At 48.7% G+C, this 13,273-nt stretch carries 15 protein-coding genes and 1 riboswitch; of the genes, 8 read left to right on the forward strand and 7 right to left on the reverse strand.

Annotation, left to right across the window (positions count from 1 at the left end):
- Position 1: 1 nt before the first annotated feature.
- The 6 genes from ACWA5Z_RS00930 to ACWA5Z_RS00955 all read right to left on the reverse strand — a co-directional run bounded on the left by ACWA5Z_RS00930 (position 2) and on the right by ACWA5Z_RS00955 (position 4,094).
- The gene (locus ACWA5Z_RS00930; protein WP_431053469.1) at positions 2-1,042 is read right to left on the reverse strand and encodes a PDDEXK nuclease domain-containing protein; all 1,041 of its coding nucleotides are present in this window, start codon (positions 1,040-1,042) and stop codon (positions 2-4) included.
- Positions 1,043-1,046: 4 nt separating this feature from the next.
- A complete protein-coding gene (locus ACWA5Z_RS00935) occupies positions 1,047-1,310 on the reverse strand; it encodes a hypothetical protein (RefSeq protein WP_431053470.1) in 264 nt (87 codons plus the stop codon).
- Positions 1,311-1,324: 14 nt separating this feature from the next.
- Complete coding sequence (glyQ, locus tag ACWA5Z_RS00940; RefSeq protein WP_431053471.1) at positions 1,325-2,242, reverse strand: glycine--tRNA ligase subunit alpha; 918 nt, start codon at positions 2,240-2,242, stop codon at positions 1,325-1,327.
- Between the two features lie 132 nt (positions 2,243-2,374).
- Positions 2,375-3,043 carry a DUF799 domain-containing protein gene (locus ACWA5Z_RS00945; protein ID WP_431053472.1) on the reverse strand — a complete coding sequence of 223 codons (669 nt, stop codon included), beginning with the start codon at positions 3,041-3,043 and terminating at the stop codon, positions 2,375-2,377.
- On the reverse strand, positions 3,043-3,411 hold the full coding sequence (locus ACWA5Z_RS00950; RefSeq protein ID WP_431053473.1) for a DUF4810 domain-containing protein: 369 nt from the start codon (positions 3,409-3,411) through the stop codon (positions 3,043-3,045). The genes ACWA5Z_RS00945 and ACWA5Z_RS00950 overlap by 1 nt, the downstream gene beginning before the upstream one ends.
- Positions 3,412-3,422: 11 nt before the next feature.
- Positions 3,423-4,094, reverse strand: a complete 672-nt coding sequence (locus tag ACWA5Z_RS00955) for a CsgG/HfaB family protein (protein WP_431054261.1) — start codon at positions 4,092-4,094, stop codon at positions 3,423-3,425.
- 283 nt (positions 4,095-4,377) lie between these two features.
- Positions 4,378-4,481: riboswitch (TPP riboswitch) on the forward strand.
- An 88-nt stretch (positions 4,482-4,569) separates the two neighbouring features.
- On the opposite strand from ACWA5Z_RS00955, the gene ACWA5Z_RS00960 reads away from it, so the two are divergent.
- Genes ACWA5Z_RS00960 through ACWA5Z_RS00995 form a run of 8 tightly spaced genes read left to right on the forward strand, consistent with a single transcriptional unit; the run spans position 4,570 to position 11,237 of the window.
- Positions 4,570-5,292 (forward strand): ABC transporter ATP-binding protein, encoded by a 723-nt coding sequence (locus ACWA5Z_RS00960; RefSeq protein ID WP_431053474.1) that lies wholly within the window; start codon positions 4,570-4,572, stop codon positions 5,290-5,292.
- A gap of 5 nt (positions 5,293-5,297) precedes the next feature.
- Positions 5,298-6,044: an ABC transporter permease gene (locus ACWA5Z_RS00965; protein ID WP_431054262.1), complete on the forward strand. Its 747-nt coding sequence runs from the start codon at positions 5,298-5,300 to the stop codon at positions 6,042-6,044.
- A gap of 38 nt (positions 6,045-6,082) precedes the next feature.
- Positions 6,083-6,730 carry a thiaminase II gene (tenA, locus tag ACWA5Z_RS00970; RefSeq protein WP_431054263.1) on the forward strand — a complete coding sequence of 216 codons (648 nt, stop codon included), beginning with the start codon at positions 6,083-6,085 and terminating at the stop codon, positions 6,728-6,730.
- A gap of 33 nt (positions 6,731-6,763) precedes the next feature.
- Positions 6,764-7,705: an ABC transporter substrate-binding protein gene (locus ACWA5Z_RS00975; protein WP_431053475.1), complete on the forward strand. Its 942-nt coding sequence runs from the start codon at positions 6,764-6,766 to the stop codon at positions 7,703-7,705.
- Positions 7,706-7,708: 3 nt separating this feature from the next.
- Positions 7,709-8,509, forward strand: a complete 801-nt coding sequence (thiM, locus tag ACWA5Z_RS00980) for a hydroxyethylthiazole kinase (protein ID WP_431053476.1) — start codon at positions 7,709-7,711, stop codon at positions 8,507-8,509.
- Positions 8,502-9,326 carry a bifunctional hydroxymethylpyrimidine kinase/phosphomethylpyrimidine kinase gene (gene thiD, locus ACWA5Z_RS00985; protein ID WP_431053477.1) on the forward strand — a complete coding sequence of 275 codons (825 nt, stop codon included), beginning with the start codon at positions 8,502-8,504 and terminating at the stop codon, positions 9,324-9,326. The genes thiM and thiD overlap by 8 nt, the downstream gene beginning before the upstream one ends.
- A 22-nt stretch (positions 9,327-9,348) precedes the next feature.
- Positions 9,349-10,017, forward strand: a complete 669-nt coding sequence (gene thiE / locus ACWA5Z_RS00990) for a thiamine phosphate synthase (protein WP_431053478.1) — start codon at positions 9,349-9,351, stop codon at positions 10,015-10,017.
- Positions 10,014-11,237 carry an NRAMP family divalent metal transporter gene (locus ACWA5Z_RS00995; protein ID WP_431053479.1) on the forward strand — a complete coding sequence of 408 codons (1,224 nt, stop codon included), beginning with the start codon at positions 10,014-10,016 and terminating at the stop codon, positions 11,235-11,237. The genes thiE and ACWA5Z_RS00995 overlap by 4 nt, the downstream gene beginning before the upstream one ends.
- 348 nt (positions 11,238-11,585) lie before the next feature.
- Here the strand turns inward: ACWA5Z_RS00995 and ACWA5Z_RS01000 are convergent, their stop codons facing one another.
- Complete coding sequence (locus tag ACWA5Z_RS01000; protein WP_431053480.1) at positions 11,586-13,247, reverse strand: putative transporter; 1,662 nt, start codon at positions 13,245-13,247, stop codon at positions 11,586-11,588.
- Positions 13,248-13,273 lie beyond the last annotated feature (26 nt).

A 13,273-nucleotide genomic window follows, 5' to 3' on the forward strand; every position in this document is an offset into this window, starting at 1 on the left:
ATTAATATTTTATTTTATAAACTGCCGCCGCTTCTCGCACTTGCATGACACTAGAAGCCAATTGCCGTTCCAGTTCTTGTTCGGTTGGCAAATACGCAACATATTTTGAGCTGAAAATCTGTTTTCTGTCGGCAAGCACCGAATATTTCGCCACCGCTTCGCTCTGCTCGCTGCATAAGACTAAGCCGATGGTCGGGTTGTCATCTTCGCCTTTAAATTGCTCGTCATATAAACGCACATAGGTGTCCATTTGCCCAATATCTTGATGTTTTAATTTGCCGATTTTAAGATCAATCAATAAAAAACATTTCAATTTGAAATTATAGAAAACCAGATCGATATAAAAATCTTCATCATCAAATCGTACGCGCTTTTGTCGTTCGACAAAGGCAAAACCTTTACCGAGTTCCAATAGGAAATCTTGCAAGTTACTGATAATCGCCTGTTCTATTTGATTTTCTTGATAGGTTTTGTCCTGCAAATTCAAGAAATCCAAAATATAAGGATCACGCAGATAATCTTGAATGGTTTCTTTTAACGGTTCGGTTTTTTGTTCCGCTTCTTGCGTGACCAAAGCTTTATTTTGGCTTGCCAATAAACGTTCGTAATATAAAACGGAGATTTGGCGGTCTAAAGCTTTGACTGACCAATTATGTTCAATCGTTTCATTAAGATACCATTGTCTTGCAGTAGCATTTTCTACACGAATTAAACGGCGATAATGTGTCCAACTTAATTCGGGTCTCACTGAGTCCCGAATTGGAAAGGTAAGATAAAATTGACGCATTTTGCGTAAATTACGTTCGTCAAACCCCTTACCAAACATCTCTGTTAAACGTTGCGAAATCTCTTGCAACAGATATTTGCCGTATTGGGCGCGTTGTTCGCCTTGTTGTTCGTCTTCCACAATCAAACGCCCGATTTCCCAATAGCTTTGCACCATCGCGACATTCACCGCCTGCCGCACTTGTTGGCGTGCAGTGGTGATAATCTCGGCAATATTGAGGATTAATTGCTGGTTGGTCGTTTGCAGTGAATTCATAGACTTAACCAAATCGGCGTTTTAATTCATTGAGTTCAAGGATAATTTCCCCGTTTGCCAACAGCAACGCCGGAATGCCGACATAACCGTTTTGTTTCGCCTCATCAAAAGTGCGGTCACTATCGCGCAGTTTTAAAAAGCGTTTAAAATTCGCCATACTTTCAAAGATATTCACACTTTCATACGCGACCTTTAAGGCGTTTAATTCCGCTATGAAAGGCTCGGTATCAGGGCAAAGGTGTGCAAAAAACAGAACTGGTTTAGTCATATTTACCTACTTATTTATTGCCGCTTATTTTTACACCCCGGAAAACCCAAGGCTTCACGCGAAGCATAATAGGCTTCGGCAACGCCTTTGGTTAAAGCGCGAATGCGTAAAATATAACGTTGGCGTTCGGTGACGGAAATCGCTTTGCGTGCGTCGAGCAAGTTAAAACTGTGCGCCGCTTTTAAAATGCGTTCGTAAGCCGGTAACGGCAACGGTTTTTCCAATGCTAACAGCTCTTGCGCTTCTTTTTCATATTGCTCGAAGCAGTAGAATAAAAATTCGGTGTTGGCGTATTCAAAGTTATAGGTCGATTGCTCCACTTCGTTTTGGTGGAACACGTCGCCGTAAGTGGTTTTGCCTAACGGACCGTCCGACCACACCAAGTCATACACGCTGTCTACGCCTTGAATGTACATCGCCAACCGCTCTAAACCATAGGTAATCTCACCGGTCACCGGTTTGCATTCCAAACCGCCCACTTGTTGGAAATAGGTGAATTGGGTCACTTCCATGCCGTTCAACCACACTTCCCAGCCCAAGCCCCACGCGCCTAACGTCGGGTTTTCCCAGTTATCTTCCACAAAACGAATATCATTTTGGGTCGGATCAAAACCGAGCATTTTCAGGCTGTCTAAATATAATTCTTGAATATTGTCCGGTGACGGTTTAATCACCACTTGGAATTGGTAATAGTGCTGCAAACGATTCGGGTTTTCGCCGTAACGTCCGTCGGTCGGGCGACGCGACGGCTGCACATAGGCAAACGCCATCGGCTCAGGGCCTAAGGCACGCAAACAGGTCATCGGGTGCGATGTGCCAGCCCCCACTTCCATATCAAAAGGTTGCACCACCGTACAGCCCACGTTTGCCCAGTATTCTTGCAGGGCGAGAATCATACCTTGAAAGGTTTTTACGTTGAATGTCGAACTCATAGTTTTATCGCTGATTGTAGATAGAAAATGGCGGTTATTATACTTTAGAATTGCGTCATATGCTGTAATTTCTTTGGGTAAAAAAACGATCTTGTTTTAGGCAAGATCGTTTTTTCATAGGACAAATTAATCCTATTTTAACTGTGGGTCTTTACCATAATGCGGTGAATAAGGTCCATATAATAATCCGCCGTTATAGCCGCCATTGAGGAGGCGTTGAGTTGCCAAAACTGACACATCAAAGCCTTGGTCGGCGACGGTGTTGACAACTTGCTTGACTGCTGCAACCACTAACATAGCGATTACATTACCACCACCATTATTGCCTTGCTCACTGCTTGAAGCAACTGCCTGCCCGCGCCATAGCGTTGCGCCATTACGCAAATCAATCAACTTACCTTCCACTTTAACCGTCGTTATGCTATCAATCAGCACATAGCTCGAACCATAATCTGTCACATTGATGTAGAGTGCACTGTCCGCACCAAAAATTTCATGTAATTTTCGGTGTGGAATCTGCTGAATTTCATGCCCTTCATATACGCCATTATGACGGAATGTTTCATTTGCAACGGCTACCGGAAAAACATAATATCCGGCTTCAGCCAATGGCTTGACCGTATTTGCTAAAACCGCACTTCCTGCCTTGACTTCAGTCGATTGATTGGTCGGCATCAGTACTAAGATCGAACGAGGTTTACTTTCTAAAAAAGTAGAATAATCGTACGGCTCGCTGTTGCCTGCACAACCGGATAAAATTAACCCTGACAATGCTACGATAGGAATCCATAATTTTTTCATTACTTCACCCTTACTTTATTGTTTTGTAAAAAGTTTATATATTGCGCTGCTTCAGGAAAAGTGGATTTTTCCAAATTAAAATACATTTGTGATTTATTCAAATCCCCTTGTTTCGAATACAGCAACCCCAACTGCGCATACAATCCCGGTGGTACTTTTTTACCTGAACTTTCCGCACGGTTAACGATAGATTCCAACGTCGCAATTTGCTCTGTTTCGGCGGCATTACTATTCAAATAATCGTACAAACTCTTGCTATAATCATTACCTTGCCAAGCATAAATATCATTGTTTGAAGCACAACCGGTCAACAATACTGCTCCCAGCACCAAAGCCGTTTTCGATGCAATTTTCATGAAGATTGTCATCACAATACCTCTTATTTACTTGGCTTCCAAGCACCGCTTTCCAGCCCTTGAGCCAAATTATCAACGACTTCGCGAATTGCCAGACTCAATACTTTTCCATTTAGCGTAGAATCATACCCGGCAGATCCTCCGAATCCGATCACCTCGCGATTTGATAAGCTGTATTCTCCAGCTCCCTGAGCAGAATAAACCACCTCTGACGTTTCCACATCGACAATATTTAAATTCACTTTCGCATAAGCAACTTGTGATTTGCCTTTGCCTAAAATGCCGAATAGCTGGTGATCGCCAGTTGTTTTACGCCCAAATTCAGTAACATCGCCCGTAATAACATAACGTGCGCCCTTGATATTTTGGCTGATTTTTTTCAGTTTTGCTTCATTCTTAATCGCATTCATATTTGTGCGATCTAAAACCGAGAAACGCCCGCTCTGCTGCAAATCACTCATCAAAATCGTTTGTGCCTGACTACCCAGGCGATCAACGCCATCGGAGAAAATCCCATTTTGATAATCAGAACGGTTATCAAATTGCCCAATGGCAACCGGCACTTTTGCCCCTTGATAAACCGTTTGAGCGGACGCCACCCGTGGAGTTTCAATTGTTCTGGATGACTCCGTCGCACAACCTGACAATAATAGTAATACTGCCGGCACAATAAGATAGTGAGATAGTTTTTTCATATAACCTCTGATGATTTTTATTGTTAATCCATTGAAAGACATATTTATCCTTGAAATTATATAGGATCCAAAATATGCGCTGGTAACAATATGCCTCAAATAAACGAAATGCAAATCATTAAATTCAAAATCTTGAGCTAGATCCAATTTATTGTGAAATCAATCTGATATTCGGCAGAGAATATCCCGCCAATCCGATTAAATTTCTCAAATAAGATTTGATCCAGTTCAAACTTCTGAAAAAAAGCGGTTGTTCTGATGATATAATTTTTATAGATTAAACGTCCACTAGTCGGGGTGCTGCTTTTAAACATGGAAAGCGGCTGAGATGATACCCGTGAACCTGATCCAGTTAATGCTGACGTAGGAAACTATTATGATGATGTTCAATCAGACCGCACTTTCTCTTTTTTCTCCCGATTTTCTCTGTGTAAACCCCCGTTTCTTGCGTTAATTGCCGTTAGTGGTGCGCACGATGAATGCGGTGCAAATTCGCGGCTTAACCTTAGTTTTCGGCGAACAGTCGTTGTTCAATGACTTTGATTTCGATCTGCCGCTCGGCAAATGGACGGTGCTGCTCGGGCGTTCCGGCGTGGGCAAATCCACGTTATTGCGTGCGATTGCCGGATTGGAACAGCACAGCATTCGGCAAGGCAATATTCACTTTGCCCGTCCGCTAAAATTAGCCTGGCTGGCGCAACAAGATTCGCTTTATCCGTGGCTGTCGATTGTCGATAACGTGCAGCTGGAAGCCCATCTGCAAGGCAAGAAAAATGCAGCGACCCGGCAACAAGCCGAGCGGTTGCTACGTGCGGTACAAATGCAGGAGCACCAACACAAGCGTTGCTATCAACTCTCCGGCGGGCAGCGGCAGCGTGTGGCGTTGGCACGTTGCTTAATGCAGCAGGCGGATCTGATTTTAATGGACGAACCGTTTTCAGCATTGGATGCGGTCACCCGTTTACAACTGCAAGATCTCGCCTGTGAACTGCTGGCAGACAAAACCGTGCTGTTAATCACCCACGATCCGCAAGAGGCGGTGCGTTTGGCGGATCAGATTTATGTGTTGCAGCAAACCGCACAATCGCTCACCAACGCTGTTACGCCGCCGGGAAGCAAACCACGCCCGCTCAATTCCGCCAGCCTCGAATTACAACAGCAGCTTATCGCGCAATTATTAGAGGGAACAACGCCGTGAAGCAGCTGAAATCCCTCGCCAAAATCCTGCTGCTGACCGCACTTTTGCTGTTGTTGTGGCAAAGTGCGGTCAGCCTGCTGGCACTGCCGCACTATCTATTGCCTGCGCCGAGTGCGGTCGCGCAACAACTGAAAACCCACGCCCCATTGCTGTGGCAACACGCGCAAGTTACCGCACTTGAGATTTTGCTCGGCTTAACCCTCGGTTTTTTGCTTGGTTTAGGCTCTGCGCTGTTGTTGTCACTGTCCGCCCCAATCTCTGCATTTTTAATGCCGTTACTGGTGATTTCTCAGGCAATTCCGGTCTTTGCGATTGCGCCGCTGTTGGTGCTGTGGTTCGGCTACGGCATGGCTTCAAAAATCGTGATGACGGTGTTGATTATCTATTTTCCGGTCACCGCCGCCTGTTACGACGGCTTGCGCAACACTCCGCAAGCGTGGCTGGATTTAGCCCACAGTATGCAAATAAAACGTTTACCGTTGCTGTTCAAAGTGCGGTTGCCGGCGGCATTGCCCGCCTTGGCGTCAGGCTTGCGCATTGCGGTTTCGGTTGCGCCAATCGGTGCTGTGGTCGGCGAATGGGTCGGTTCATCAAAAGGTTTGGGCTATTTGATGTTGCACGCCAATGCACGCATGCAGGTCGATCTGATGTTCGCCGCCCTGCTGTTGTTAATATTAATGGCGCTGAGCTTATATTTTGTCGTCGACCGACTGTTACGCCGTTTTATTCCATGGGCGGCTCAACTCAACTAAATAAAAAAGCGAGCATAAAAAAAGAGGAAAAAATGACCATCACCCAACACTTAATCGAACAGGCACAACCGCATTGGCTGGCGTACACCCAACATCCGTTTGTGTTGCAATTGGCGCGCGGCGAACTGCCGAAAGCCAGTTTCCAGCACTACTTAAAACAGGATTATCTCTATCTGTTTCAATATAACCGCGCCTTGGCGTTGAGTCTGTTTAAGTCCGACAACTTCGCACAAATGCAGCAAGCCAATCATGCCATCAGCATTTTATTGCAAGAAATTCAACTGCATATCGGCTTCTGCCGTCAGTGGGGCATTGCCGAAGAGGAATTATTGCAAACGCCCGAATCCCCCGCTTGCGTTGCCTACACCCGTTATGTGTTGGATTGCGGCATTAACGGCAGTCTGGCGGATTTGTATGCGGCGATTGCGCCTTGCGCGCTCGGTTATGCCGAAATCGCCCGTTGGATCGCGGAACAGAAACTCAGCCCGCCGAATAATCCCTATCAAGACTGGATCGACAACTACGCCGCCGCGGATTTCCAACAAGCCGCCGCACAATTAGGCGAATTGCTCAACCAATTGTGCCGCGACTTAACCGCGAAACAACGCGCCAAAGTGCAACAGATTTTCACCACCGCCACCCGCATGGAAGTGGCATTTTGGCAAATGGGATTAGACCTTAGCTAACGATAATTCACACACTCACAACAGGAAAACACCATGAAAACCTTTTTCACCGCTCTGACCGCACTTTTACTCTTGAGCCAGCCGTTGCAGGCGAAAGAAAAAATCACGCTGCTGCTGGATTGGTTCGTCAATCCCGATCATGCCGCTTTGATTGTGGCGCAACAGAAAGGCTATTTCGCCGCCCACGATTTAACGGTTGAAATTATCGAACCGGCCGATCCCTCAATGCCGCCGAAACTGGTTGCCGCCGGGCAAGCGGATTTGGCGGTCGATTACCAACCGCAACTGCAAATGCAAGTGGCGGAAGGCTTGCCGTTGGTGCGCGTCGGCACCTTGGTTGCGACCCCGCTCAACAGCTTGGTGGTGCTGCAAAGCAGCAACATCAAATCCATCGCTGATCTGAAAGGTAAAAAAATCGGTTATTCGGTCAGCGGTTTTGAAACCAGTCTGCTGAAAGCGATGTTGGCAAAATACGGTTTAAGCGAAAAAGATATTGAAATGATCAATGTCAATTGGTCATTGTCGCCGTCGCTGATCAGCGGTCAAGTCGAGGCGGTGATCGGCGCATTCCGCAATTTTGAATTGAACCAAATGGATCTGGAAAAACAACCGGGTTTGGCGTTTTATCCGGAAGAACACGGCGTGCCGGCTTATGACGAGCTGATTTTGGTCGCCAACAAAAACAAGCTGTCCGACAAAAAATTGCGTGCCTTTCTGACCGCACTTGAACAAGCCACGATCTATCTGATTAACCACCCTGATCAAGCATGGCAGGATTTTGTCAGCTATAAACCAAATGAGTTAGACAACGAACTCAACCGCCTTGCTTGGCGTGATACCCTGCCGCGCTTGGCGCTGCGCCCGCGCGCCCTTGACGAAAACCGCTATCGGCAGATGGCGGAATTTATGCAACGACAAGGCTTAATCAAAAGCGTGCCGACACTCGCCGATTACGCCGTACAACTGAAGGATTAATTTATGCTGACCACCGATTATCTCAGCCAACTGCGCCAACGTAACCCGTTGATTCACAATATCACCAACATTGTTGTCGCCAATTATGTCGCCAATGGTTTATTGGCACTCGGCGCCTCGCCGATTATGTCAAGTGCGGTCGAAGAAATGGACGAACTGCCGCGCATTTGCAATGCCTTGGTGATTAACATCGGCACGCTGACCGCCGGGCAGGTGCAAGCGATGTTGCTTGCCGGAAAAGCGGCGAACCGCCACGGCATTCCGGTGGTGCTTGATCCGGTCGGCGTGGGCGCAACCCGCTTCCGCCAACAAACGGTGGCGCAATTGCTGCAAGCAATCCGCTTCAGCGCCATTCGCGGCAATGCCGGTGAAATGGCGTTTCTCGCCAATGTCAGTTGGCAAAGCAAAGGGGTGGATGTCGGCAGTGGCAACGCAGATTTGGATTCTATCGCAAACAAAATTGCACAACAGTATCATTGCGTGGCGATGATTAGCGGCGAAATTGATGTGATTAGCGACGGCAAACAAGTGGCGCATATTCGCAACGGCACGCCGCTGTTTCCGCGCATTACCGGCTCAGGCTGCCTGTTAAGTGCGGTCTGCGGTGCATTCTTAGCCGTCGCCGCCCAAGACGATTTTCAGGCGATGGTCGAAGGGGCAAGCGCATACGCCATTGCCGGCGAACTGGCGGCAAAAAATTTACAACCATCGCAACACGGACAATTCTATACCGCACTTTTAGATCAACTGGCGGCAGTGGACAATGCGCAAGTGCAACAACTGGCGAGGGCGGATTATGTCTAATATTGCGCAAGCTTTAACCATTGCCGGCTCCGACAGCGGCGGCGGCGCAGGCATTCAGGCGGATTTGAAAACCTTTCAAATGCGCGGCGTATTCGGCACAAGTGCGGTAACCGCAATTACCGCACAAAATACCTTAGGCGTGCACGCGATTCACCCGATACCGGTCGCCACCATTCAGGCGCAAATTCAAGCAGTCGCCGAGGATTTCGACATCTCGGCGGTGAAATTGGGCATGCTTGGCACAGCCGAGATTATTGAAGCGGTCGCCGAGAGTTTGCGCCGTTACCGCTTTCAACATCTGGTGCTTGATCCGGTGATGATCGCCAAAGGCGGAGCGGCGTTGTTACAGCAAAGTGCGGTCGCGGCACTCAAGCAGCATTTGCTGCCACTCGCTGACATTCTCACCCCCAATCTGCCCGAAGCCGAAGCCTTAACCGGCATTGAGATTTTAGGCGCAAAAAGTGCGGAAAAAGCGGCACGCTACCTGCAGGAATGGGGCGTGAAAACGGTGGTGATCAAAGGCGGACACAGCCAACATTCGCAAAGTGCGGTCTGTTGCGATTGGGTGTTTACCCCGAGCGCCAGCTTCACGCTCGAAAGCCCGCGCTACCGCACGCCGCACACCCACGGCACCGGCTGCACCTTTTCCGCCTGCATTACCGCCGAATTGGCAAAAGGGCAATCGCCGACCATCGCCGTCAAACTCGCCAAGCAATTTATTACCGCGGCAATCACCCATCCGCTGAATCTCGGACACGGACACGGCCCGACCAACCATTGGGCATTTTCATCACTGCCGATCGCAGGGCGGCGTTAAGGGGCTTACGTTGAAGGAAAAAATGACAAACATTAAGCAAATGCTTGCCGTCTATTTTATCGCCGGTACGCAAGACTGCCGTCACTTAGGCGGCTCGCCGCCGCAAGCATTATTAGCCTGCTTGGAGCAAGCCTTAAAGCGCGGTATCGGTTGTTTTCAATTTCGTGAAAAAGGCAACTTTTCACTGCAAGATCCGCAGCAAATTCGCCAATTGGCAACACAATGCCGTGATTTATGCCGACAATATCATGTGCCGTTTTTTGTGAATGATGATGTGGATTTAGCACTTGCGCTACAAGCGGACGGGGTGCACGTCGGGCAGGCGGATCGCCCGGTTCGACAAGTGATCGAACAATGCCAAGGCAAGTTATTACTGGGATTATCGGTCAATACCTTGCAGCAAGCCATCGAGAATGCCGAATTACGGGCGGTGGACTATTTCGGCGTAGGGCCGATTTTCCCCACCCAATCGAAAACCGACGCCAATGCCGTGGTCGGCTTAAATTTAATCCGACAAATTCGGCAGCGGGGGATTGAAAAACCGCTCGTGGCGATCGGCGGTATCAGCGGCGCAACCGCACTTTCGATCCGCCAAGCCGGTGCGGACGGTGTGGCGGTCATTTCGGCAATCACACAAGCACAAAACTTACAACACACAATCCGGCAGTTACAAGGACATGGGATTAAATGAAATCATTCAGCAAACAATTTGGGCCTGGCATTATCATGGCATCGTCCTGCGTCGGCGGCTCGCATATCATCGCCTCCACCCAAGCCGGCGCATATTACGGCTATCAACTTGCCTTGTTTATCATCGCGGTGAATCTGTTGAAATATCCGTTTTTCCGCTTCGCCTTTGACTACAGCGCGCTGAATAATAAAAGCGTGTTGCAGGGCTACGCCGAAAAAGGCAAGGGCTATTTATGGCTGTTTCTCGCGTTCAATCTGTTTGCCACCATGGTGAATGTTGCCGGCGGCACGCTGTTATCGGCGGTGCTGCTAACCATGTTGATCCCGTTTGAGGTGGCGTTAAACGGCTTAAATCTGATCGTACTGTTCAGCTTTTTGGCAATTTTATTCTCGCGCCAATATCCGCGCTTGGATAAAGTTTCCAAAAGCATTATGTTACTGCTGTCGCTGATTACGCTGTTGGCATTATTAATTGCCTTCGGGCGCAGCGCCCTGGCAATCAGTGCCGATTTCGCCGCCCCCTCGGCTTGGACATTGGGCGCGATTCCGTTTCTCATCGCTCTAATGGGTTGGATGCCCGCACCGATGGAATTGAGTGTCGCCAGTTCGTTATGGGTGGTGGAAAAAAGCCGCCTTGATCCGAACTACCGCCAACGCCGCTTGCTCGATTTCAACAGCGGCTATTTCGTCACCATCCTGCTCGCCTTGATGTTTATGGCACTGGGCGCAATGGTGCAATACGGCAAACCGATCCCAACCTTGGCAGGCGGACAATTTATCCGCCAATTCGTTGAGATGTACGCCCTCAGTATCGGCGAATGGACGCGCTGGTTTATGGCGTTGGTGGCATTTATCTGCATTTACGGCACCACCATCGTTGCAGTGGACGGCTACTCACGCAGCAACCAGCAAACCGTCGCTTTATTACGCCAAAGCACAGCCCCAAGTGCGGTCAGTGCACATCATGACAAAGCCCTGCGCTACTCCATGCTGTTCACCACCCTTTCCGCCTTTATCGTGATCCAGTTTTTCAGCGGCGCCATCGGCAAAATGATCCCCTTCGCCATGACCGCCTCCTTCGTCTCCGCCCCGGTATTCGCCTGGCTCAACTTCAGCCTGGTACGACAGGGCAAACGACAAAAAATTTGGCTGACGTATTTGGCATGGGCGGGGATTGTATATTTGGTAGCGATGGTGGGGGTTTATTTTTTGTATCGCTGACAATCTGCTCATTTTAGTTTATCTACAACAGAGCTAAATCGGCATAGTAGCCAAAAAGTGATCTGCTCCGCGATAAAAAAACAAAAGGACAACAACGTTGTCCTTTGAGATTGCTGACAAACTGACTTCTCTCCCTCCGCGTGCGGAGGGAGTACCATTTTTCGCAAGAAAAATGGGGAGGGAGGGGCAATATGAAAATGCAACATATTACTTTTTAAAATCATTTATGCCTCCCTCCGTCCTTCGGACACCTCCCTCCGTATACGGAGGGAGGGAAATGATTAGAGAAAGAGACTTTGTCATCAGCCTGAAAGGACAACACCTTGTTCTTTTTATCCCAACTGTCTGTTATCCCACAAACAACATCAGCAATACCGCCAATACTTGCGGTGACATGATCCGCATAAACATCACCAAAGGATAGACCGTGGCATAAGAGAGTGCTGCCGCGCCGCTGTCTTCTTTAATACCGTTGGCAAAGGCAAGCGCCGGCGGATCGGTCATTGAACCGGCGAGTAAGCCGCTTAATGTCAGGTAGTTCATTCTACCGTACACGCGGGCGACAACGCCGGTGATCATCAAAGGAACAAAAGTGATAACCGCACCGAACATCATCCATTCCATACCGTCGCCGCTGATAAGCGTATCAATGAAGTTCGCGCCGGCCTTGATTCCGACCACCGAGAGGAACAGCACAATGCCGATTTCACGCAAGGCAAGGTTGGCGCTCGGCGGCATAAACCAGTACAGTTTGCCGATACTGCCGATACGCGCCAAAATCAGAGCAACGACTAACGGGCCGCCTGCCAAACCCAATTTTAACGCCACCGGAAAACCCGGCAGTGAAATCGGTATTGATCCGACCAACACCCCTAACAGAATGCCGATAAACACCGGCAGCATTTGTACCTGTTGCAATTTTTGCTGCGCATTGCCGATCACCGCCGTCACCGCTTCAATCGCATCCAAACGCCCGACCAGATTCAATACGTCCCCGAATTGCAGGCTGGTGTTGCTGGTCGGCACCAGTTCGATCCCGGCACGGTTCAAACGCGAAATCACCACTTCGTATTTCTGTTTGATTTTCAAATCACGGATTCTCTTACCCAACGCATTTTCGTTGGTCACCACCACCCGCACCGAACGCAAATCGGTGCCACGGGTAGACAGCGATTCTTTCACCACTTCCCCGACCACCAGCTGCACCCGTTGCAAATCCGGCATATCGCCGACCAAATGCATTAAATCCCCCACCTGCACTTCGGTATCCGCGTGCGGTACAATCAATTCTGCGCCGCGTTTTAAACGTGAGCAAAGTACGTTTTTCGCCTCGAAGCCCGGAATGGCGCGAATTTTCAAGCCGCTGATATTCGGATTGGTAATTTTCACATTCAGGCTGCTCAAACTCTCTTTATCGTGTCCTGATTCTTTTTCAAATTGCTGATGTTCTTCCTCAATCTTGATTTTGAAAAACAGACGCACCAGCCAAATCGCCAATAAAATACCGCAAATCCCGAACGGATAGGCGATCGCATATGCCATCCCCATGGTTTCGGTGATATTGGTGATGCCCAGCTCCGCCAAAATCTGCTGCCCGGCACCGAGCGACGGCGTGTTGGTCACCGCGCCGGAATAGATCCCTAAAATAATCGGTAATTCCACGCCGAAACCAAGATGTAGTGCCACCACCAATACAGCCCCCAGCAACACAATCATCATCGCAAACAGATTCAGTTTTAATCCCGATTGGCGCAGAGAGGCAAAAAAGCCCGGTCCGACCTGAATCCCGATGGTATAAACAAACAGAATCAAGCCGAATTCCTGAATAAAATGCAGGGTGTGCGATTCGAGGCTCAAGCCGTATTGCTTGATAAAATGCCCGACCAGAATGCCGCCGAACAACACGCCGCCGATTCCGATTCCTATCCCCCGGATTTTTAAATGCCCCAACCACAATCCAATCACGGCAACCAGCGCAAGCAGGCTGACCGTGATAGCTATATCACTCATAACATCTCCTATTATTGAAATTTAAA

It is taken from the genome of Testudinibacter sp. P80/BLE/0925, assembly GCF_053570785.1.

Coding starts and splice junctions, on each gene's coding strand:
- thiD (WP_431053477.1), top strand. CDS start 8,502: ATGTCTAATATTGCGCAAGCTTTAACCATTGCCGGCTCCGACAGCGGC.
- ACWA5Z_RS00995 (WP_431053479.1), top strand. CDS start 10,014: ATGAAATCATTCAGCAAACAATTTGGGCCTGGCATTATCATGGCATCG.
- ACWA5Z_RS00950 (WP_431053473.1), bottom strand. CDS start 3,411: ATGACAATCTTCATGAAAATTGCATCGAAAACGGCTTTGGTGCTGGGA.
- ACWA5Z_RS00975 (WP_431053475.1), top strand. CDS start 6,764: ATGAAAACCTTTTTCACCGCTCTGACCGCACTTTTACTCTTGAGCCAG.
- thiM (WP_431053476.1), top strand. CDS start 7,709: ATGCTGACCACCGATTATCTCAGCCAACTGCGCCAACGTAACCCGTTG.
- ACWA5Z_RS00945 (WP_431053472.1), bottom strand. CDS start 3,043: ATGAAAAAATTATGGATTCCTATCGTAGCATTGTCAGGGTTAATTTTA.
- ACWA5Z_RS00930 (WP_431053469.1), bottom strand. CDS start 1,042: ATGAATTCACTGCAAACGACCAACCAGCAATTAATCCTCAATATTGCC.
- ACWA5Z_RS00960 (WP_431053474.1), top strand. CDS start 4,570: ATGAATGCGGTGCAAATTCGCGGCTTAACCTTAGTTTTCGGCGAACAG.
- thiE (WP_431053478.1), top strand. CDS start 9,349: ATGACAAACATTAAGCAAATGCTTGCCGTCTATTTTATCGCCGGTACG.
- glyQ (WP_431053471.1), bottom strand. CDS start 2,242: ATGAGTTCGACATTCAACGTAAAAACCTTTCAAGGTATGATTCTCGCC.
- ACWA5Z_RS00955 (WP_431054261.1), bottom strand. CDS start 4,094: ATGAAAAAACTATCTCACTATCTTATTGTGCCGGCAGTATTACTATTA.
- ACWA5Z_RS00935 (WP_431053470.1), bottom strand. CDS start 1,310: ATGACTAAACCAGTTCTGTTTTTTGCACACCTTTGCCCTGATACCGAG.
- ACWA5Z_RS01000 (WP_431053480.1), bottom strand. CDS start 13,247: ATGAGTGATATAGCTATCACGGTCAGCCTGCTTGCGCTGGTTGCCGTG.